We start from the raw sequence: 20154 nt of genomic DNA on the forward strand, positions 1-20154 counted from the left end.
CACCGCCACGTGCCGGGATTTCACTTCCGATACGGGGGCCGGAAGTTTATATACGATCCCGGCCTACCTTCGAGTGTCTCCCATCGGAAAACAAAGCGGAGACGAGAGAAACCATGACGGACCTTCGCACACACGCGGAAGACATACACGAACAGTTTTCGGACCACTTGGAGGTTGACGTCGACGACGTCGAGTCGCGACTCTCGAATCTCGTCGACGAGTACAAAGTGCCGGTCGACGAGGCACGCCGGAGCGTCACCAACCACTACCTCGACGAGGCAGGATTAGAGCGCGACGCGCTCGGCGGCGCTGGCGGCGGGAGCGATCTGGTGGAACTGTCCGACATCAACGAGGCCGAACAGTGGGTCACGGTCGAGGCGACAGTCGTCGACCTGTGGGAGCCCCGCAGCGACGCCGTCGGACAGGTCGGCCTGCTCGGCGACGAGAGCGGGACGATCAAGTTCACCAAGTGGGCCAAATCGGAGCTCGACGAGCTCGAATCCGGCCAGTCATACCGGCTCGGCAACGTCGTCACCGACGAGTATCAGGGCCAGTACTCGGTGAAGCTAAATCGTACGACCACGATCGAGGAACTCGACGAGGAGATCGAGGTCGGCGACGACGCCGAGACTGTCGAGGGCGCACTGGTCGACATCCAGAGCGGTAGCGGCCTCATCAAGCGCTGTCCCGAGGAGGACTGTACGCGCGTTCTCCAGAACGGCCGCTGTTCCGAACACGGCGAGGTCGAGGGCGAGTTCGACCTGCGGATCAAAGGTGTGATCGACGACGGTCACGACGCCCACGAGGTCATCTTCGACAAGGAAGCGACCGAAGCGGTGGCCGACATCACCCTGGAGGCGGCAAAGGACATGGCGATGGACGCGCTCGATACGACGGTCGTCGCCGACGAGATCTCCGGCAAACTGCTGGGCAAGTACTACCGGGTCGAGGGGCCGGTCTTCGGCCGGTACGTTCTGGCTGACGTGGTCGAAGAACTCGGAGCACCAGAGGATACTGAAGAGATGCTGATCAAAGCGAGGTCGATCTGATATGAGCGACGCACCTACCCGCGAGGTCGCACGCCGCGTCTTCGCCAGCGAGTTCAACGATGCAGGCTTCACGTTCAAAGAATCCGATGACGAGCGCGCGCCGGTGTATGCGCTCCTTCCAACCGGGGAACGCGCGAACCGCGTGTTCTTCGTTGGCACGCTGACAGAAAAGGAAGACGTCGGCGAGGACAACGAGTACTGGCGCGGCCGGATCGTCGATCCGACCGGGACCTTCTTCGTCTACGCCGGGCAGTACCAGCCCGACGCCGCCTCGATGCTTCGGGATCTGGAACCGCCGGAGTACGTCGCGGTAGTCGGTAAGCCGCGAACGTACGAGACCGACGACGGCGAGGTCAACGTGTCGGTCCGGCCGGAATCGATCACGGTGGTGGAGGACGGCATCCGCGACCGCTGGGTCGTCGAAACGGCCGACCGAACGCTCGACCGGATCGATTCGTTCGATCCCGACACCGACGAGTACGCGGCGATGGCGGACGAGGAGTACGAACTCCCGCTGGAGAACTACCGCCGCGACGTCGTGACGGCGCTGGAGGATCTCGAAGAACAGGCCGCACCAAACGCGGACTGACCCGGGACACGGGCTGACTGGCCACGCGACCCGACATCCCGCGCGGACCGACTCGCGCGACCGATTTTTGCGGTCGGGAGTGAGACGTTTATACCGATAGCGCCGCTACTCCCGGTGACGTGATCCCCGGCATCGACGAATACGACGTGGACGTGAGCGTCGAGGAAGCCGCGATCGAGTCACTGCTCGACGTCGGGCCTGCGGACGTCGAACCAGCCCCAGAACTCTCCTTCGCGAGAAACGTCTTCGTCCCGCTGACGACGGCCTGCCGGTACACCTGCACCTACTGTACGTACTTCGACCCGCCGGGCGAGGCATCGCTGCTCTCGCCCGAAGAAGTCCGGGGAATCCTGCAGACCGGCGTCGACGCTGGCTGTACGGAGGCGCTGTTTACGTTCGGCGACGATCCGGATGACCGCTACACGGCGATCCACGACCAGCTCGCTGAGTGGGGCCACAGATCGATCCACGAGTACCTGCGTGAGGTCTGTGAGATCGCACTGGACGAAGGAATTCTCCCACACAGCAACCCCGGCGATCAGACCTACGAGCAGATGCAGACCGTTGCGGACGTCAACGCGAGCATGGGAGTGATGCTGGAGACGACTGCGGACGTCGACGTTCACGCTGGCTCGCGCCGGAAGACGCCGGGCCAGCGGTTGAATACGATTGCGAATGCGGGCAAGCTCTCGGTCCCCTTTACCACCGGGGTTCTGGTGGGGATCGGCGAGGACTGGCGCGACCGGGCAGAGAGCCTGCTTGCGATCCGCGAGTTACACGACCGCTACGATCATATTCAGGAAGTGATCGTGCAGCCAGTTGCGGAAAACGAGCGCTGGCAGGACGGTACGCCGGATCGGGACACGATGCGGCGCGTAGTGGCGATGGCCCGGCACGCGCTCCCCGAGGAGGTGTCGGTCCAGGTGCCGCCGAACCTGGCCGACGCTCGTGAACTCGTCGACTGCGGGATCGACGATCTGGGTGGTGTTTCGCCGATCACCGACGACCACATCAATCCCGACTACGCGTGGCCAGCGCTGAACGAACTGGAAACAGTAGCGGACCACGCTGGGGTCCCTCTCCGCGAGCGTCTGCCGGTGTACGAACGGTTCCTGCCCGCCGAGTTGCGCTCATCCGGGTTCGAGGGTCGTGTCGCCGAAGGCGACGACTGGCTCTCCGGGCGGATCGTGGACGCCCTCGCCGAGCAATCAGTGGCGGGCGAGCGGTATCGTGCCGTCCTCGCGGGCGACTAATCGTCGGCAGCAGGTGGTTGCTCTGGTACCCCATCGAGCATTGGTGACCCGTCGGCTCGCGGGCCAAGCAACGGTCCGAGGGGAGCGTCGTCGGCATCGAGTTTCCGCCGTTTCCGGTAATCAGTGGAGCGCTCGACGGGAACGCGACCGATCGACTCGATCATCTCGGCGTACTGGTCGAACGTGCGGATTTCTCCGTAGTCCCCGCCCGCCCGCTTCGTGATCTCCTCGGAGAGGATCGTCCCCATGAAGTCGTCAGCACCACAGGAAAGCATCTTCAGCCCCTGCTCGTCCCCGTACTTGACCCACGAGGACTGTATGTGCTCGACGTTATCGAGGAAGAGCCGGGAGACGGCGATCATCAGTTCGTCCTCGTCGTCGCTCGCGCCGCCGTCGACCAGCCCCTGACGATAGAGTGGGGTCTCCGGATGGATGAACGAGAGCGGGACGAACTCGGTGATCGCGCCGGTTCGGTCCTGTAGCTCACGGACGCGCTGGAGGTGGACCGCGCGGTGGGCGGCGTTCTCGACGTGGCCGTACATGATCGTGGCGGTGATATCGAGGCCGACGTTGGCGGCGGCTTCCATCGCGGTCAGCCACTCCTCGGCACCGATCTTGCCGGGACAGATCGCTTCGCGGACTTCGGGGACGAGGATCTCCGCGGCGGTACCGGGGACGCTGTCGAGGCCCGCATCCCGGAGCCTGCGGTACACCTCCTCATAGCTCCAGTCAGTACCCCGTCGGGCGTGATACGCCTCCTCGGGCGTCATCGAGTGGACGTGAACGCCGTCGACGTTCATCGCGTCGATCTGCTCGACGTATGTGCCGGGATCGACATCGTATGCCTCGGGTGGCGTGTACTGGACGTCAGGATCGTCGAGGGTTTCGAGAACTCCGCGGTGCTCGTCGTCCAGCGCGAACGCGGGATGGAGTCCCGAAACGGAACAGACCTCGTAGATCCCCATATCGAGCGCGTCGTCGACAATTTCGCGTGACTGGGCGGGCGTCTTGGTGAAGCCATCGTTCTCGCCGTCGTGGTCGCGCTCGAAACGCTGGGCGGCGTCCTTGAAGTTACAGAACAGACAGCCAACGTCACAGGCGGTCGTGACGTTGTTGTTGAGGTTCGCGACGAAGGTGACTTCCTCGCCGACGACCTCGGCCCGGCGTCGATCCGCCGCTTCGAGCACCTGCTCCTTGCGCTGGGGGTCGATACCGTCGTCGTCACTACCGGTCGTCAACAGCTCGATCGCGTCGTCGACCGTCAATCGCGTGCCGTCCCGCGCCTTCGCCAGCGCGTTTTCGAAGGACTGGTCGCTGGTCGGCGTGTGCTCGAATGCAAGGTCGGGATCGGCGTCGAGGCCATCGGCCATCACCCGTCATAGGGGTCTCCGTCATTAAAACGTGCGCGGGTTCGTCCGCAGCCGCTCGTCGTTTCGGCAGCTACATTATCCGGGACGCCACGAGTTGGTGTATGACCAGCGTCAAGGAGTTCCGCGTCGACGCCGAGGCGACCCCCGACGAGCTCGGCCGCGGCGCGTTCGTCTTCACGGACGCGTACTCGGTGTTCGACTGGGGACAGATGCCCGACGAGATTCCGGACAAAGGAGCCAGCCTCTGTGCGATGGGCGCGTACAACTTCGAGCTGCTCGAAGCCGAGGGAGTGCCGACTCACTATCGCGGTGTCGTCGAGGATGGCGATACCGTCTCGCTCGATGATGTCGATGCGCCGCCGACCGAGATGGCGATCGACCTCACCCAGGTTCCAGATCTGCCACACGACGGCCGCGAGTACGACTACGACACGTACCACGACGCCGCGGGCGAGAACTACCTCGTGCCGCTCGAAATCGTCTTTCGGAATCGCGTCCCGATCGGCTCCAGTCTGCGCCGCCGGACGGACCCCTCCGATCATGGACTCAGCCTCGACGACTGGCCAGACGAGCCGGTCGATCTGGACGAACCGATCGTCGAGTTCTCGACGAAGTACGAGGAGTCCGACCGGTATCTGGATCGGGCGGAAGCCGACCGGAACGCTGGAATCGCCTCGATCGACGAGCTCGACTCGGTCGCCCGCGCGGTCAACCTGACCGTCACCAACCGCGCCGAGTCGGTTGGGATGACCCATGAGGACGGGAAGATCGAGTGTCTGTACTACGACGGCGAGATCCGCGTCGCGGACGTCGTCGGGACGTTCGACGAGAACCGTTTTAGCTACGAGGGCCAGCAGCTGTCCAAGGAGGTCATCAGGCAGTACCACAAACGTACCCAGCCCGAGTGGGTCGAGGCGGTAGACGCCGCGAAAACCGAGGCCAAAGAGACGGATGTGGCGGACTGGCGGCCACTCTGTGACGTCCAGCCACAGCCCCTCGACGAGGACGTCATCGAGACTGCACGCGCGATCTACACGGCCGGAACGAACGCATACGTCGGTCAGGAGCTGTTCGACGCACCAGCGCTTGACGACGCCGTCGACGCCGCCCGAGAGCTGTAGCGGGGAGAAATAGAACGTTTAAAACCTGTCGTCTACTTCCATGGCAACAATGGTAGATCCGACTTCAGATCTCGAAGAGGACGTCAGCGAGGACGACGCACCGCGATGTGTCGTCTGCGACGAGCCAATCGTCGAGGATCCCGCCCACCGCGTCCGGACGTGGGTCGAGGACGGCGCGGTCGAGCATCGACACTTCTGCTCGGAATCCTGTGAGGCCGAGTGGGAGTCAGAGGACTGAACGCCGCTTTTGCTCTCGGATCTCGCTTCGATACTGTCACTGGCCTCGCGCATACCGAATTGACTAAGAGCATCCCGTTCTGCAGTACACCTAATGACAACGCTGGGGACGGCCAGCGCAGCACCCGGCGAAGTAGATACCGGGCGACTGCACGTCGGCGAGACCCGTGATGGGAGCCGGATCGGATTGCCGGTCGCGGTGATAAATGGCGCGGCGGACGGCAAGCGACTCTACGTACAGGCGGTCAGCGACGGCGACGAGCTAAACGGTCTGGGCGTCCTCCGACGATTCGTCCCGCAGGTCGAGCCAGCCGAACTCGCTGGCGAGATCCTGATCGTCGGGATCGTCAACTACCACGCCTTCCAGGTCGCCGAGCATCGAAACCCGATCGACGATACGAAAATGAACCGGGTCTACCCCGGCAACGAGAACGGCACGTCGAGCGAGCGGATCGCCAGCGCGACGTTCGACGCCGCGGTGAGCGCGGATCTCGTCATCGACCTCCATCAGGGATCGACGAGTCAGATGATCGACGAGACACGAGTTCGGTGCGGGAAACGCCACCGAAAACACAGGGAGTGCCTCGAACTGGCCAAAACCTTTGGCTGCGGTTACATCCTCGATCAGAAGGGGCCGGACGGCCAGCTGGCCAGAGCAGCCCCCGACGAGGGGATCCCGACCATCGACCCGGAGCTTGGCGGCGCTGTCGGTCTCGACGAACGAAGCGTCGATATCGGCGTCGAGGGGCTGTTCAACGTCCTCCGCGAGTACGACTTCCTGAGCGGAACTGCCGATATCGAGCCACAGATCCGCGCGTCCGGGTTCGACCAGTACGGCTCACCGTCGGGTGGACTCGTCGATTTTGCCGTCGACCTCGGCGATCGGGTTTCAGCCGGTGATCGACTCTTCACGATCACTGATGTCTTCGGAACGGTGAAATCCGAGATAACCGCGGATAACGATGGGGTATTCTGGCGAACCCGACGCCTTCCACAGGTCGCAACAGGCGAATACGTCTGCTCGGTCGGCACGGACATCGACACGTACTGATCGGGGCGCTGCCAGCGAAACGCTCTTTACACAGATGTGTGTGAGTACCGCACAGACAGCGGATCCGCGGCCGCCGGTCCGCACTCCCCCCTACACATGAGTACCGATCTCCATTGCCGATCCTGTGACAGAACCTACGAGGCAAGCGCCGAGGAGCCGTGGCGGTGTCTCTGTGGCGCACCGCTGGATTATGCCGAGCGCTCGCTTCCCGGTCGAAACACCCCGCCGGTTGCCCGTTCGATCGACCGTAATCTCGGGCTGTGGGCGTTTCAGGAGTTTCTCCCCGAACCTCCGCTGGTCACGTTAAAAGAGGGCTTTACACCGCTGGTCGACGCCGACGGGTGGAACGCCCAGTTCAAGCTTGAGTATCTCTTTCCCTCCGGTAGCTACAAAGATCGCGGTGCAACCCTGACGCTGTCTCGGGCCGCCGCGCTCGGCGTCGAGAAGGTGATCGAAGACTCCTCGGGGAACGCGGGTGCTGCGATCGCCACTTACGCCGCCCGTGCCGACATCGAGGCCGATATCTACGTCCCCGCGGATGTCAAACAGTCGAAGCTCGTCGCGATCCAGCGAGCGGGTGCCCGTCCGATCCGAGTCGAAGGATCGCGTGAGGACGTCACCGACGCCTGTCTCACCGCCGTCGAGAGCGCCGACGGGGAGCGATCCGGGGGACCACAGCAGACGGGGACGGGCTGGTACGCCAGCCACGCGTGGAATCCAGCATTTTATGCCGGAACGGCGACCATGGCGTACGAAATCGCAGCCCAGCGGGAGTGGTCGGTGCCGGACGCCCTCGTCGTCCCCCTGGGACACGGAACCGTGTTGTTGGGGGCCTATCGGGGCTTTACCGCACTGCGCGAGGCTGGCTACACCGATAGACTCCCCCGACTGCTCGGGGCACAGGCGGTCGGCTATGATCCAATCGCCAGCGAACTGCACGATGATGATACCGGAGGCGAAGACGTCCCAGGGAGCTCGCTCACCGAAGCGCTTGTGAACTCCGACGAACCGCCGGAGCCAAACGACCTTGCAGACGGGATTCAGATCCGGTCCCCGGCGCGGGAAGGGCAGCTCTTCGAGGCGATCGAACGGACGAACGGTGACGCGATTGCGCTGAACAGCGACGACGTCGAGAGCGAACTCGACCGGCTCCACCGCAACGGCTTCTACGTCGAGCCCACGAGTGCGGTCGCAAGCGCCGCCCTCCACGAGTACCGTGACCGCGGCGTCCTCTCGCCGGATGCGGACGTCGTTGTCCCGCTGACCGGAAGCGGCATGAAAACGCTATGAGCGATTCCGGCGCTGAACAGCCGTATGTCTCATCGGCTATCGTACCCATGTTATGTCACGGGGGCTCGGTGCGGTCGAATTGGTGGGCGAACTGCTGTCCGACATTGCCGTGATTCCGATCGCTCATGACGCAACTGGACACGTTGTCGTACTCTTCGCGGTAGTGTACTGGCGCCCGGACCGCACCAGCACGATTCAATTTCGTGGTATCGAACCACCATCTCTATCCGGGTCAGATTGTTCCAGCCACGACGAAACGTATATTAACTGCAATCATGTGAGTGTTCTAACGCATGCAGCGTGACGTCGGTGCAGTCGACCTGTTCCAGTCGTTGGTCCCTGAATCCCTCGCGATGGTGGTCGCCCTCCTCACGCAGCTCGGTGCCCTCTGGTTCGCCGGATTCGTTCTGGCGGGCGTCTATCTGTTTCACGACCGGGAGGATGCGGTGGTGATCGGTGGACTGCTGATCGCTAGCACGGCGATCTGGCGGGCGATCAAAGACGCGTATCGACTCCCGCGACCCGAGCAACCGCTGGTGGCCGTCGAGTCGCTCCCGGAGCTCCTGCAGCCGGTCTTCCAGTATGCGGTGGTCAACAGCGGCCCGGGGTTCCCGAGCGGGCACGCGATGACCGGGACCGTCGTGTACTTTCTGCTCGCCGAGTACCTCCCGGTCAGTACGCGACGACGGCGATACACCGCCGCAGTCGGTCTCGTCGCGCTCGTCGGCGCGACACGGATCACACTCGGTGTCCACTATCTCGTAGACGTGATCGTAGGCGCGGCGCTGGCACAACTGCTAATACTCGGTGCTGGCCGTATCCTCGGTCGGCATCCCGACCGGCGGGCGACACTCGCAGTCCTGATCGGCGTCTGCTTTGCAGGTCTGGGTCTGCTGGTGAACCTGCTCGTCGACCCCATCAATCCGAAGGACGTGCTCATCGTGACCGCGTCGGTGACGCTGCTGGGCTGGTGGGAGGTAGTAGTACGACACGGCTGGAAGCCACCGAGTGCAACCGTTCGTTCGCTCCCCCCGACCGTGTTTAAGACCGCCTTTGGTGCCGTCATTGCCGCCCAGGTTGCGTTCGGTCTCCTCGCGTTCGGCGTCCATACAATCGCGCTCGGCTAGCCGTGTTCGATCACCGCTCGGGATGTATCGGTGCGTCGAACCCACCCCGCACGAGCGGTTTCGCAATGTGGCGGCGCGCACATGGCGGAACCTCATACCAGCCCGGTTCGAGATCGCGTTCGATCCGGCGCTCGACTTTCCCATCCGAACTGGTCTTGCAGTCCCGACAGCGATAGCCCTGTCCCGCACCTGCGCTCTCCATTCGACGCTCGCAGTCGGGACAGGTTGGCGTCACAAGCTCGGTGGTTTCGAGGGAACGCACCGCGAACTTCTCCAGTTTGAGCGTGCCGCCGCTCACCTCACCACAGACCGTCACTTGATCGCCGGCCCGGAGCGCTCGGACACGGTCTCGAAATCGTTTCGTCGGTTCAAAGGCCGCACATTGTCGGCTGGCGTCCCCGTCCCCAACCGTCAGGAAAACGTGGCCGCCCTCACGGGTTTCGGGCGGGTCAACGACCGTCCCGTCAACACGGTAGGCGTATCCGTCCGTGAGGTCACCGAGTTTGCCGTCGATCAGGTGGACGTCTGTACCCTGATTGGTGTGAAAGAGCCGCGCTGACTCGACAGGCTCTCCCTGGATGTGCTCGGCAAGGCCCCGGACTGCGTCCGCGTCGTCGCCACGGATCCCGTGGAGGATCGGCCCCGGCGTGTGCGGGACACAGACCGCCTGCCCCTCGATACGGTCGACGGTATCCCACGCCTCGGGGTAGTAGTCGTCTGCAGCCGCGAAGACGGTATCGAGGTCGATATCCCGCGGCGTTCCGCGACGCGGCAGCTCGCGGTAGGAAATATACTCGTATGTCCAGTCGTCGTGTGCTCGCCACGCCCCGATCGCCGCGAGCGCGCCGATTCGTCCCCGTCCGCCATCCCACCCGACGCTTCGGTAGCCGTGGGCGTCGATCAGCGCCTCGGCATCGGCGAGATCGTGGTGTCGGGACATCGCATCCCGTGCGAAGGCGGCGATATCGTCAGGCACGGCGTCAGGAGTCCCGTCAGCGACGACGACCCCCGGGCTCGTGCGAGGATCATCGGTCACGGCGGAGTCGGCCACGAACTCACGAGCGACCTCGAAGGCTCGATCGGCTCCGAGATCCGTGTGGATCGCGAGCGCGGCGTTCCCGCGGGTCTTGTGCTGGACCGCGGGGTTGAGGCGAATCAGCAGGACGCGGGTCACTGCTCCGGCTGCAGCACTGATTTCGTCGGCGATCCGACTCGCGGCGTACGTCGTACACATCCCCTGCTCGCGCGAATCGGTGTCGTCGAGCCCGATGACCGTCATTTGCTCCCGGTCAGTGCGCGATCACAACGAATCTTGCGACTCCAGGATCCGGCGGCGAGGCGTTTATTCGGCTGTACGTCGTTTGTACGGCTATGACGCCCGCGACCCACAGGTGTGTCTGCGGTGCGACGTTGCAGTACAAGCAGGATCTCAGGAAAGAGGACGGCGACGTCTACCCGATCTGGAAGTGCAGGGACTGTGAGACGCCGGTACCGGGACAGATCGCCGAGCGAATCCGACACCAGCATCCCTCCTGATCGTTACTCCAGTCGACTGCGATCGTCCACGCTCCGGTCGAGGACTGATGTCACGCGTGTCAGGACGGTCTCCGGCGGTTCCGTGGCATCGATCCGGACGAAGCGATCGGGATCGTCCTCGATCAGCCGTTCGTAGTTCTCCCGGACGCGGGAGAGGTAGGCATCCTGCTCGAACTTGTTGGTCTTGCCACTTCGCCTGGCGGCGGTCTCGGGATCGATATCGAAGTAGAGCGTAACGTCTGGACGGACGGTAAACGGCTCGTGGACGTCCTGAACGTACTGCATCGGCTCGTCGAGGACATCCGCCAGTGTCGCGCCCTGATAGGCGTACCGCGAGTCGGAGTAGCGATCGGAGATCACGAGGTCGCCACGATCCAGAGCAGGCTGGACGGTCTCCGCGAGATGAGCCGCATGGTCGGCCGTGTAGAGGAACAGCTCTGCGAGCGGATCGGCGTCGTCGTCACCGATCGAGCGGTTGACCGCCTCGCCGTACCACGTCTCCGTCGGCTCGCGGGTGAATACGGCATCCGGGAACTCCTCGTGTAGCGATTCCCAGACTGTCGTCTTTCCGCTCCCGTCGATCCCTTCCAGCGTCACCAGCATACCACCTGGTTTGCCCCGACCGGTCAATTGTCTATCGGAGTCCGGCCGCAGGGGTCGCATTTTTCTCATCTGCTGGTGTAACTGAAGTATGGCCCGAAGACTCCTGGCCCTTGTTGGCGTCATCGAACTGCTCGTCCCCGGCCGGGTTATCGAGGCCGCCGAGCGGATCGCCCTCGAAAACCCGGACGACACCGAACTGCGCGCGTGGACGATCCCGATGGCTCGACTCGAAGCGCTGGTCTGGCTACTGCTCGCACGCCGCGGCGATCCACACGGTCGGGTTCGTAAACTGTTCGCATTCCTGTGTGGGCCAGCCGCACTCGTGCCTCGACGGTACGTCGATGTCGGCGCGCGGCTGGTCTACACCGATCCAGATCGCTGCGAGTGGAAGCCATGGGTCGTTCCCGCGACACGCGTGTTTGGAATTCTGTGCATCCTGCTGGCACTCAGTACACGTGGGGAGACAGACGGCGAAGAATAAGAACCAATCCCTCAGTTTCACGGTACATTTATCGGCGATCAACCCCACTCTCGAAGCATGAATGTCCTTGTTGCGGGCGGAACCGGATTTATCGGTCGGAACCTGTGTACGGAACTCGTCGAACGTGACCACGATGTTACGGCCCTCTCTCGCGATCCCGATGCGAGTGAGTTACCGGAGGGCGTCGAGACGGCTGTTGGCGATCTCTCGGCCTACGATTCGATCGAGGGCGCGTTCGAGGGGCAGGATGCGGTGGTCAATCTCGTCGCGCTCTCGCCGCTGTTTCAGCCGCCGAAAGGAGTAACACACATGACGGTCCACTACGGTGGAACCGAAAACGTGCTACGGGCAATGGAAGAACACGGCGTCGAGCGATTGGTCCACATGAGCGCACTGGGTGCTGACCCTGACGGACTGACCGAATACATCCGCGCGAAGGGGCTTGCCGAGGAAGCGGTGCGGGAGGCGGGGGTCAACTCGGTGATCTTCCAGCCGTCCGTCGTGTTCGGTGACGGCGGAGAGTTCGTTCCGTTCGCGCGCAAACTCACACCCGGACCGCTATTCAAGGTACTACCCGGCGGCGGCAAGACCCGGTTCCAGCCGATCCACGTAGACGATCTGGTACCGATGCTCGCCGATGCAGTCGAGGACGACGAACATACGGGCAACACCTACGAGATCGGGGGACCGGAAGTGCTGACGCTTGCGGAGGTGACACGTCTTGCGTACGAGGCAAAAGGGAAGTCAGCCCAAATCGTCCCCATGCCGATGGCGCTTGCAAAATTCGGGCTAACCCTCGCGGGTCCGGTCCCATTCATACCGATGGGGCCGGATCAGGCGCGCTCACTCCGCCTGGATAACACCACGACGGACAACGGCGTCACCGCTTTCGGTGCTGATCCCAGCTCCCTTACGACGCTTCAACAGTACTTAGGACTGTCCTAACGCCAGCACTTCTTTTTTACCCCAATGGTATAACAGATCTTAAACACCCGCTACCGTCCCGTGAGTAGTTCCTTTCTACCCATCAACAATTACCGATGGAACTAACTCACGTCTTGCGGTTTTGAGCTACCGAATAGGTTCAGCTTATTCGCACCATCACAAGGCTTATATTCCTATTACCTCTGTTCTCATGCCAACGGAGACCCGGATACGAATTATGAAACTGGCGATGATCGGTTTTGGACAGGCAGGCGGGAAGATCGTCGATAAATTCCTCGAATACGACGATCGGACCGGCAGCGGGATCGTTCGATCCGCAGTGGCGGTAAACACCGCCAAGGCGGATCTGATGGGGCTAGATCGGATCCCCCAGGAGAACCGCGTACTGATCGGCCAGTCTCGCGTTAAAGGCCACGGCGTCGGCGCGGACAACGAACTTGGGGCCGAGATCGCGGAGGAAGATATCGACGAGGTACAGGGTGCGATCGACGCAATCCCCGTCCACGAGGTCGACGCGTTCCTGATCGTCGCCGGGATGGGTGGCGGTACGGGAAGCGGCGGTGCGCCCGTGCTCGCGAAGCATCTCAAGCGCATCTACACCGAGCCCGTGTACGGACTGGGTGTACTGCCGGGCAGCGACGAAGGTGGAATATACACACTCAACGCCGCGCGCTCGTTCCAGACGTTCGTTCGCGAAGTGGACAACCTGATGGTCTTTGACAACGACTCGTGGCGACAGTCCGGCGAGTCCGTCGAGAGCGGCTACGCCGAAATCAACGATGAGATCGTCCGTCGCTTCGGAATCCTCTTTGGCGCAGGCGAGATCAATCAGGGCGACGAGGTCGCCGAAAGCGTCGTCGACTCCAGCGAGATCATCAATACGCTCTCTGGCGGCGGCGTCTCGACGGTGGGATACGCTCGCGAAGAGGTCGACAAAACCGGCAGCGACGACGGGGGTCTACTCTCGCGGTTCACGGGCGGTGACGAACCGGAGATCGACACGGCCCACACGACGAACCGAATTACCAGTCTCGTCCGCAAGGCCGCGCTCGGCCGACTCACGCTTCCCTGCGAAATCGAAGGGAGCGAGCGTGCACTGCTCGTGCTGAGCGGCCCACCACAGCATCTCAACCGGAAAGGGATCGAGCGCGGGCGCAAGTGGCTCGAAGAGCAGACCGGTAGCATGGAGGTTCGCGGTGGCGACTACCCAGTCCCCGAGTCGAACTTCGTCGCCAGCGTCATCCTGCTTGCGGGCGTCTCGAACGTCCCCCGGATCAAGGAGCTCCAGCAGGTCGCCATCGAGGCACAGGACAACATCGAGGACATCCGGTCGGAAAGCGAAGAGAACTTAGAAAGCCTTGTCGAAGATGACGAAGATGAACTTGAACCGTTATTCTAAGCTTACTACCCTGCTCGTCGTCGGCTGTCTCCTGCTCGCCACGGTCGGTCTCGCAGGAGCCGTTACTGTCACCAGTGAGGACGTCCCCGATGAGGCTGAGGTCGAGTCGGAGATGAGCGCGACTGTCGAGATCGATGATCTCTACGACGACTACGACGAGTGGGCAGTCGACGGGGAGACCGAGTTGAACAACGTCACCTGGACGATTACGTACTACGACGGTGACACCCAGATCGACGAACACCAGATCGATGGACAAGAGATTCGACAGGACGGTATCGACCGGAGCCTCGACGAAGAGCCACGCCAGATCGAAGTGAGCCTGACCGGTGAGGTCCCCGAAGTCGAACAGTACAGCTACGAGCCACGACAGGAGTTCACCGCGATGAACCTCACGCAGGTCCGTAGTGATGACGGTGCAACCGAGGATATCGGTTCGTGGTCGACCCACCACTACACCGCCAACAGCTCGGAGGCTCGCACCGCGATCGACGACGCGAGCGCGGCCATCGATGAGGCTCGCGACAGCGGCGCTGATGTCGACCGAGCCGAAAGCGATCTCCAGAACGCCATCGACTTCTACAACGACGGTAACTTCGAGAGCGCGATCAGCAACGCCGAGCAGGCACAGTCCGAAGCCGAGGACGCACAATCGAGCGCCGAACAGCGCGACTTGCTCCTCTACGGTGGCGTCGGTCTGGTCGGTCTGCTGCTCGTCGCCGGACTCGGTTTCCTGCTTTACAAGCGCCAGCAAGGCGACGACTACGACAAACTCGGCTAGTCCGAATTCGCAACGCCCTTTTTTGCCCGACGTCGACCCATAGCTATGCGTGTACTCGTCCCGTTCGACGCGGCCGAGCCCAAAACGCGCCTTTCGGACGTGTTCGACCGACGAGAGCGGGCCGAGTTCGCGTACGCGATGCTCGAGGACGTGCTGGAAGCGGTTCGGGAAAGCGGTGAAGAGCCGGAGCTACTGGCGACGGCACCGCTGGCGGACGAGCGGGATTTCAGTGTCCCGGTCGCCGTCGACGACCGCCCGCTCTCGCCCGCGATCAATGACGTGCTTGCGGGCGCTGACGAACCGGTCGCCGTCGTGATGGCCGATCTCGCACTGGCACGACCAATCGACCTCCGACGGCTGGTCGACGTCGATGAGGAGGTCGTTGCAGTCCCGGGGCGGGGCGGCGGGACGAACGCTCTCGTGATACGTCATCCCGAGTTCCGGGTCGACTACCACGGTGTCTCCTTCCGTGACCACCGCGAGATCGCAGCCCGGATCGGTGCCGAGTTCACCGCGTTCGACTCACATCGTCTTGCCACGGACGTCGACGAGCGAAGCGACCTGGTCGAACTCCTCCTGCACGGCGAGGGGCATGCCGCCGACTGGCTCGACGCGGCCGGATTCCGCCTCGCGGAGACCGGGGGACGGGTCACCGTCCAGCGCACCGACGGCTCGGATTCCGAACGTCTCAAATAGGCGGGATGGGTACTGTGGCGTGTGTCACGGCAGGTCCCGCAGGTCGACACGCTGTTCCTCCACGAGTCGAACGACGACTACTTCGTCACCGTTCGACGCGACGGCGAGCGACTGTTCCGCGCCCGACTCGACCTCAAGGAGACCTCCGCGGGCCCCCGCCCCGGCCGCTTTCGTATCAAGGACGGCTCCAGCGAGGAGCCACGCAGCCCGGACGAATTCGTCGATATCGCACGCCGGGCCAACAGGATTCGTATCTCCGAACAGACCGCCCCGGAGCATCGAGACCGCCTCCGAGAGGCGCTCGACGGCTACCAGCTCTCGGCCAAGGTCGTCCGCACGTGTCGGCTCTGTGCCTCCGATGGTCGGTACTCGCCGCTGAAGAGCGAGACGGCGATCAAAAAGGACGATGAATACGTCTGTCCGGCCTGCGCGAAAATCGAGCTCGAACGCGAACTCTCCTATCAGGGCGAGGTCACGAGCGCCGCTCAGGAGCGACTCGAAGAGCTCCTGCTGGACGTCCAGGATCTCGAACGGATCACGAACCTCCTCAAGGGCCATCTCGATCCGGATCTGACCAAGTTCGACGAGATCAGCGCAACGACCGACGAGATAGATCGGGTTCGTGTTGACTCGCTGAACCTCCATCCCGGCGTACAGGGGCTTCTGGAGGACCGGTTCGAGACGCTCCTGCCAGTCCAGAGCCTCGCAATCGAGAACGGCCTGCTGGAAGGCGACGACCAGCTCGTCGTGAGTGCGACGGCAACTGGGAAGACACTCGTCGGCGAGATGACCGGGCTCGACCGCGTGCTCAACGGCAAGGGCAAGATGCTCTTTCTCGTACCGCTGGTCGCGCTCGCCAATCAGAAACACGAGGATTTCGAGGACGAGTACGGCGACCTCGTCGACGTGACGATCCGCGTCGGTGCGAGCCGGGTCCGGGATAACGGCAGTCGGTTCGATCCCAGCGCCGACGTCATCGTCGGCACGTACGAGGGGATCGACCACGCGCTCCGGACCGGACGAGATCTGGGCGATATCGGTACCGTCGTCATCGACGAGGTGCACACACTCAAAGAGGACGAACGAGGCCACCGCCTGGACGGGATGATCTCGCGGCTCAAGTACTACTGTGAGCAGCGTTCGAAGTCCCGTTCGGGGTACAGCGGCGCTCAGTGGATCTACCTCTCGGCGACCGTCGGAAACCCCCGCGAACTCGCACAGGGACTGCGTGCGAACCTCGTCGAGTTCGAGGAGCGACCCGTTCCGATCGAACGCCACGTCACCTTCGCCGACCAGCGCGAAAAGACCAGACTGGAGAACAAACTGGTCAAACGCGAGTTCGACTCGAAATCCTCGAAGGGGTATCGCGGGCAGACGATCATTTTCACCAACTCGCGGCGACGCTGTCACGAGATCAGCCGCAAACTGGAGTACGAGTCGGCGGCCTACCACGCCGGGCTCGATTACGGACAGCGCAAATCCGTCGAGCGGAAGTTCGGGAATCAGGATCTCGCTGCAGTAGTGACGACGGCAGCACTGGCAGCCGGTGTGGACTTCCCCGCCTCACAGGTGATTTTCGACACGCTCGCGATGGGGATCGAGTGGCTCTCGGTACAGGAGTTCCACCAGATGCTCGGCCGGGCTGGACGGCCCGACTACCACGACAAAGGCACTGTCTACGTGCTGGTCGAGCCCGACACGTCCTATCACTCCAGCATGGAGATGAGCGAGGACGAGGTCGCATTCAAGCTCCTGAAAGGCGAGATGGAATCGGTGCAGACGGTCTACGACGAACGCGCCGCCGTCGAGGAGACCCTGGCGAACATCACCGTCGCGGGCAAAGCCACCAAACGACTCAATGCCCGGATGCTCGGTGACGTGCCGACCAAACACGCGGTCGGTAAGCTACTCCAGTACGAGTTTATCGACGGCTTCGAGCCGACGGCGCTGGGCAGGGCAGTGACGACGCACTTCCTGTCGCCGAACGATGCCTTCGTCATGCTCGATGCGATCCGCAAGGGCAAGGATCCCTACGATATCGTGGCCGAGATCGAGCTGCAGGACCAGTTCTAGACCACCCTGTTTGACCGCAGTCACACCCCGACCCCGAAGATTATTCTACGTCTGGGTCGAATTCAATACTGTGACAGACCCAGTAGGGGACGGAGATACCGACGAGTTCATCGTCGATTCCTCGATCATCGATGACGACACCGAATTCTACCGAACCCTGCTTGCGAACACGTCAGAAGGTATCCTCACGATCGACGAGGACAGCAACATCGTGTTCGCAAACCCGGCTATCGAAGGGATTCTTGGCTATGCCCCTGACGAACTGGTTGGAAGCTCGAAGATGACGATTATTCCTGAACGTCATCGTGAGGACCATCGAGCTGGGTTAGAAGCGTATCTACGAACCGGCGAGCGACATATCGACTGGGATGGCGTCGAACTACCGGCACAGCACAGGGCTGGTCACGAGCTCGTCGTTTCGGTCAGTCTCCGCGAGCACGAATACAACGGAGAGCGGTTTTTCACCGGTATTTTCACCGACGTAACGGAACGCAAGGAGCGAGAACGACGGCTACAGGAAAAGAACGAACGCCTCGAAAGCTTCGCATCGGTCGTCTCACACGACCTGCGTAACCCGCTTGGGGTCGCAAGCGCCTATGTAGAGCTCGCTCAGGAGACCGATACCGAGGCAGTCGACGAGCTCGTGGAGGTCGAACGCTCCCTCGATCGGATGGAACGGATCATCGACGACCTGCTGTGGCTCGCCCGCACCGGGAATCAGGTCGGAAAGCAAGAGTTACTCGATTTCGCGGGAGTCGCCGAAGATGCCTGGGAGACGACGGAGACTGCCGACGCAACGCTCGTGGTCGACTCCACCGGCAGGATCCGTGCGGACTACGACCGGCTGGTGCAGTTACTCGAAAACCTGTTCCGGAATGCGATCCAGCACGGCGGCGAGGACGTCACTGTCCGGGTCGGACGGATCGAGGGGGGATGGTACGTCGAGGACTCTGGTCCCGGCATCGATGCTGACCTCACTGACGAGATTTTCAGTCCCGGAATGTCGACGGAAGAACTCGGGACCGGCCTCGGCCTCTACATCGTCAAGAGCGTCGCCGAGGGCCACGGCTGGGAGATATCCGTCGGTACGGGCACCGATGGCGGCGCACGATTCGAGTTCACCGGGATCGACGAGGAGTGACTTCCTCCCCACCCTACTCGCTCACCGCTAATGCGGTTCGCTCCTTGAGGGTGGGGCTTCCTGCTTCCACGACGCGCTTTGCAGACACCGAATCGATGTCCGTAGGGAGCGCAGTCTCCACAGGCGTTGATTCGGGACAGCCCGTCCCTACTTGTTCGAGACCGCGAGAAAGGATATTCCACGACGCATTCGCGTCTCTGTCTGCCTCGAACCCACACGACGGACACGAATGCTCGCGTACCCACAACGGCTTGTCCGTCTCGACGCCACATGACGCGCACTCTTTGGTCGTGCCTCGGGGGTCCACGGCGACGAAGTACGTTCCTTCCCGCTCGCACTTGTATTTGAGCAGTCGCAGGAACGTCCCCCATGAGGCCCCGGCGCGGTTCCGAGAGTTGCCCGGAAGTTCGACCAGCCCCTTCGCGTCCAAGTCCTCGACGGCCACAAGGTCATACTCGCGGGCGTAGTACGCCGAGAGTTTGTGCAAGAAGTCTCGACGCTTGCGCTTCAGGTCAGCATGGCGTCGAGCGACCGTCTTGCGCTGTTCCTCCCAATTATTCGAGCCGTGTTCCTTCCGCGAGAGGTTACGTTGAGCGCGTTCTAACCGCTCGCGTTCATCGGAAAGGTCAGGCGACTCGACGGCAATCCCGTCGCTGTCGTGGACGTATTTTAGGATACCCACGTCGATACCAACAGCGTCAGTCACCTCGTCGGGCTTCTTGGGCGGGTTGTCGGGAGTTTCGACGCCAAGGATGGCGTACCACTTGCCGGTGGGGTCGCGTTTGACTGTGACGGTCTTAATGGTGGCGTCGTCGGGCAGGTCGCGGTGGAAATTGATGGGAATGTCACCAATCTTCGAGAGCCACAGTCGGGTCCGACCACTCGTGTTTTTGAGTTTGAAGCCGGACTGACTGTAGGTGAACGATTGGTACTCGCCCGGTGCTTTCCACTTCAACTCCCCGACGCTGTAACCGTTCTGCTTCCGGCCGTTGAGCGTCGAGAGGTTGTCGTACAATCGCTGGACGACTTTCTGCAATACCTTCGAGTGAACGTCTGGCAGGTCAGTCCACCAGTCTTTCAGGTCCGGCAGACGCTTCTGCTCGGAGTACGACGACGTATCGTCGTGGCGGTTGAGACGGTGGAGAAAATGGTTGTAGACCTGCCTACAGGTATCGACAGTCCACGCTAATCGCTCGCGGAGGTCGTCGGACGGGTTTAGTCGATACCTGTAGTTGTAGTTCATCTATTCGTCGTCGGGGTCAGAAGTACGGATGACTTTCACGTCCGCGCCACGCCAGCGTTTCGGGACGTAGACGTGAGCGCCGTTGCCAGTGGCTTTCACGTCGCCGTCCACGACTTCGTGGCCGTTGATTGTGAACTGTTCCATGTACGATGTAGATACATTGTCGGGA

The 20154-nt window shown here is 62.4% G+C and carries 21 protein-coding genes; 16 read left to right on the forward strand and 5 right to left on the reverse strand.

The genetic code is table 11. The features are described 5' to 3' along the window. The first annotated feature begins 113 nt into the window (after positions 1-113). The 3 genes from AArcS_RS12590 to cofG all read left to right on the forward strand — a co-directional run bounded on the left by AArcS_RS12590 (position 114) and on the right by cofG (position 2891). Positions 114-1049 carry a replication factor A gene (locus AArcS_RS12590; RefSeq protein ID WP_238477770.1) on the forward strand — a complete coding sequence of 312 codons (936 nt, stop codon included), beginning with the start codon at positions 114-116 and terminating at the stop codon, positions 1047-1049. A 1-nt stretch (position 1050) separates the two neighbouring features. Beyond that, entirely contained in the window at positions 1051-1638 is a 588-nt protein-coding gene (locus tag AArcS_RS12595; protein ID WP_238477771.1) for an RPA family protein, read from the forward strand. A gap of 119 nt (positions 1639-1757) precedes the next feature. Then, a complete protein-coding gene (gene cofG, locus AArcS_RS12600; RefSeq protein ID WP_238477772.1) occupies positions 1758-2891 on the forward strand; it encodes a 7,8-didemethyl-8-hydroxy-5-deazariboflavin synthase subunit CofG in 1134 nt (377 codons plus the stop codon). Here the strand turns inward: cofG and cofH are convergent. Then, positions 2888-4261, reverse strand: coding sequence for a 7,8-didemethyl-8-hydroxy-5-deazariboflavin synthase subunit CofH (cofH, locus tag AArcS_RS12605; RefSeq protein ID WP_238477773.1), 1374 nt, complete (start codon positions 4259-4261; stop codon positions 2888-2890). The genes cofG and cofH overlap by 4 nt on opposite strands. 101 nt (positions 4262-4362) lie before the next feature. Here cofH and AArcS_RS12610 point away from each other — a divergent pair, with 101 nt between their 5' ends. From AArcS_RS12610 to AArcS_RS12630, 5 genes are all read left to right on the forward strand, one after another. Then, the gene (locus AArcS_RS12610; RefSeq protein ID WP_238477774.1) at positions 4363-5382 is read left to right on the forward strand and encodes a phosphoribosylaminoimidazolesuccinocarboxamide synthase; all 1020 of its coding nucleotides are present in this window, start codon (positions 4363-4365) and stop codon (positions 5380-5382) included. A 49-nt stretch (positions 5383-5431) separates the two neighbouring features. Beyond that, the gene (locus AArcS_RS12615; RefSeq protein ID WP_238477775.1) at positions 5432-5620 is read left to right on the forward strand and encodes a DUF7576 family protein; all 189 of its coding nucleotides are present in this window, start codon (positions 5432-5434) and stop codon (positions 5618-5620) included. 93 nt (positions 5621-5713) lie between these two features. Then, positions 5714-6670: a succinylglutamate desuccinylase/aspartoacylase family protein gene (locus tag AArcS_RS12620; protein WP_238477776.1), complete on the forward strand. Its 957-nt coding sequence runs from the start codon at positions 5714-5716 to the stop codon at positions 6668-6670. Positions 6671-6766: 96 nt separating this feature from the next. Continuing rightward, positions 6767-7960, forward strand: coding sequence for a pyridoxal-phosphate dependent enzyme (locus tag AArcS_RS12625; protein WP_238477777.1), 1194 nt, complete (start codon positions 6767-6769; stop codon positions 7958-7960). Positions 7961-8253: 293 nt separating this feature from the next. Then, entirely contained in the window at positions 8254-9087 is an 834-nt protein-coding gene (locus AArcS_RS12630) for a phosphatase PAP2 family protein (protein ID WP_238477778.1), read from the forward strand. Positions 9088-9097: 10 nt separating this feature from the next. Here the strand turns inward: AArcS_RS12630 and AArcS_RS12635 are convergent, their stop codons facing one another. After that, positions 9098-10366, reverse strand: coding sequence for a tRNA(Ile)(2)-agmatinylcytidine synthase (locus tag AArcS_RS12635; RefSeq protein WP_238477779.1), 1269 nt, complete (start codon positions 10364-10366; stop codon positions 9098-9100). 92 nt (positions 10367-10458) lie between these two features. Between AArcS_RS12635 and AArcS_RS12640 the strand changes: the two genes are divergently transcribed. Beyond that, positions 10459-10623: a hypothetical protein gene (locus AArcS_RS12640; RefSeq protein ID WP_238477780.1), complete on the forward strand. Its 165-nt coding sequence runs from the start codon at positions 10459-10461 to the stop codon at positions 10621-10623. A 3-nt stretch (positions 10624-10626) separates the two neighbouring features. On the opposite strand, the gene tmk is transcribed toward AArcS_RS12640, so the two are convergent. Then, complete coding sequence (gene tmk, locus AArcS_RS12645; RefSeq protein WP_238477781.1) at positions 10627-11226, reverse strand: dTMP kinase; 600 nt, start codon at positions 11224-11226, stop codon at positions 10627-10629. A gap of 88 nt (positions 11227-11314) precedes the next feature. Here tmk and AArcS_RS12650 point away from each other — a divergent pair, with 88 nt between their 5' ends. The 7 genes from AArcS_RS12650 to AArcS_RS12680 all read left to right on the forward strand — a co-directional run bounded on the left by AArcS_RS12650 (position 11315) and on the right by AArcS_RS12680 (position 18742). Further along, positions 11315-11707 (forward strand): hypothetical protein, encoded by a 393-nt coding sequence (locus tag AArcS_RS12650; protein ID WP_238477782.1) that lies wholly within the window; start codon positions 11315-11317, stop codon positions 11705-11707. Between the two features lie 57 nt (positions 11708-11764). Continuing rightward, positions 11765-12652 (forward strand): complex I NDUFA9 subunit family protein, encoded by an 888-nt coding sequence (locus AArcS_RS12655; protein WP_238477783.1) that lies wholly within the window; start codon positions 11765-11767, stop codon positions 12650-12652. Between the two features lie 217 nt (positions 12653-12869). Then, positions 12870-14051 carry a tubulin/FtsZ family protein gene (locus AArcS_RS12660; RefSeq protein WP_238480010.1) on the forward strand — a complete coding sequence of 394 codons (1182 nt, stop codon included), beginning with the start codon at positions 12870-12872 and terminating at the stop codon, positions 14049-14051. Next, entirely contained in the window at positions 14029-14832 is an 804-nt protein-coding gene (locus AArcS_RS12665) for a hypothetical protein (RefSeq protein ID WP_238477784.1), read from the forward strand. Before AArcS_RS12660 ends, AArcS_RS12665 begins: the two co-directional genes overlap by 23 nt. A gap of 45 nt (positions 14833-14877) precedes the next feature. Beyond that, complete coding sequence (cofC, locus tag AArcS_RS12670; RefSeq protein WP_238477785.1) at positions 14878-15528, forward strand: 2-phospho-L-lactate guanylyltransferase; 651 nt, start codon at positions 14878-14880, stop codon at positions 15526-15528. 21 nt (positions 15529-15549) lie between these two features. After that, entirely contained in the window at positions 15550-17601 is a 2052-nt protein-coding gene (locus AArcS_RS12675; protein ID WP_238477786.1) for a DEAD/DEAH box helicase, read from the forward strand. 70 nt (positions 17602-17671) lie between these two features. Next, a complete protein-coding gene (locus AArcS_RS12680; protein WP_238477787.1) occupies positions 17672-18742 on the forward strand; it encodes a two-component system sensor histidine kinase NtrB in 1071 nt (356 codons plus the stop codon). Between the two features lie 13 nt (positions 18743-18755). On the opposite strand, the gene AArcS_RS12685 is transcribed toward AArcS_RS12680, so the two are convergent. Continuing rightward, the gene (locus AArcS_RS12685) at positions 18756-19985 is read right to left on the reverse strand and encodes an RNA-guided endonuclease InsQ/TnpB family protein (protein WP_238477788.1); all 1230 of its coding nucleotides are present in this window, start codon (positions 19983-19985) and stop codon (positions 18756-18758) included. Next, the gene (locus AArcS_RS12690; RefSeq protein ID WP_238477789.1) at positions 19986-20129 is read right to left on the reverse strand and encodes a DUF2080 family transposase-associated protein; all 144 of its coding nucleotides are present in this window, start codon (positions 20127-20129) and stop codon (positions 19986-19988) included. Positions 20130-20154 lie beyond the last annotated feature (25 nt).

The organism is Natranaeroarchaeum sulfidigenes (assembly GCF_017094485.1).
Classification (GTDB): Archaea; Halobacteriota; Halobacteria; order Halobacteriales; family Natronoarchaeaceae; genus Natranaeroarchaeum; species Natranaeroarchaeum sulfidigenes.

Bases quoted from the DNA above. Each gene is read 5' to 3' on its own strand.
- AArcS_RS12640 (WP_238477780.1), top strand. From the start codon at position 10,459: ATGACGCCCGCGACCCACAGGTGTGTCTGCGGTGCGACGTTGCAGTAC.
- AArcS_RS12665 (WP_238477784.1), top strand. From the start codon at position 14,029: ATGAACTTGAACCGTTATTCTAAGCTTACTACCCTGCTCGTCGTCGGC.
- AArcS_RS12590 (WP_238477770.1), top strand. From the start codon at position 114: ATGACGGACCTTCGCACACACGCGGAAGACATACACGAACAGTTTTCG.
- tmk (WP_238477781.1), bottom strand. From the start codon at position 11,226: ATGCTGGTGACGCTGGAAGGGATCGACGGGAGCGGAAAGACGACAGTC.
- AArcS_RS12685 (WP_238477788.1), bottom strand. From the start codon at position 19,985: ATGAACTACAACTACAGGTATCGACTAAACCCGTCCGACGACCTCCGC.
- AArcS_RS12615 (WP_238477775.1), top strand. From the start codon at position 5,432: ATGGTAGATCCGACTTCAGATCTCGAAGAGGACGTCAGCGAGGACGAC.
- AArcS_RS12660 (WP_238480010.1), top strand. From the start codon at position 12,870: ATGAAACTGGCGATGATCGGTTTTGGACAGGCAGGCGGGAAGATCGTC.
- AArcS_RS12630 (WP_238477778.1), top strand. From the start codon at position 8,254: ATGCAGCGTGACGTCGGTGCAGTCGACCTGTTCCAGTCGTTGGTCCCT.
- cofH (WP_238477773.1), bottom strand. From the start codon at position 4,261: ATGGCCGATGGCCTCGACGCCGATCCCGACCTTGCATTCGAGCACACG.
- AArcS_RS12610 (WP_238477774.1), top strand. From the start codon at position 4,363: ATGACCAGCGTCAAGGAGTTCCGCGTCGACGCCGAGGCGACCCCCGAC.
- AArcS_RS12690 (WP_238477789.1), bottom strand. From the start codon at position 20,129: ATGGAACAGTTCACAATCAACGGCCACGAAGTCGTGGACGGCGACGTG.
- AArcS_RS12625 (WP_238477777.1), top strand. From the start codon at position 6,767: ATGAGTACCGATCTCCATTGCCGATCCTGTGACAGAACCTACGAGGCA.
- AArcS_RS12620 (WP_238477776.1), top strand. From the start codon at position 5,714: ATGACAACGCTGGGGACGGCCAGCGCAGCACCCGGCGAAGTAGATACC.
- AArcS_RS12655 (WP_238477783.1), top strand. From the start codon at position 11,765: ATGAATGTCCTTGTTGCGGGCGGAACCGGATTTATCGGTCGGAACCTG.
- cofC (WP_238477785.1), top strand. From the start codon at position 14,878: ATGCGTGTACTCGTCCCGTTCGACGCGGCCGAGCCCAAAACGCGCCTT.
- AArcS_RS12650 (WP_238477782.1), top strand. From the start codon at position 11,315: ATGGCCCGAAGACTCCTGGCCCTTGTTGGCGTCATCGAACTGCTCGTC.
- AArcS_RS12595 (WP_238477771.1), top strand. From the start codon at position 1,051: ATGAGCGACGCACCTACCCGCGAGGTCGCACGCCGCGTCTTCGCCAGC.
- AArcS_RS12635 (WP_238477779.1), bottom strand. From the start codon at position 10,366: ATGACGGTCATCGGGCTCGACGACACCGATTCGCGCGAGCAGGGGATG.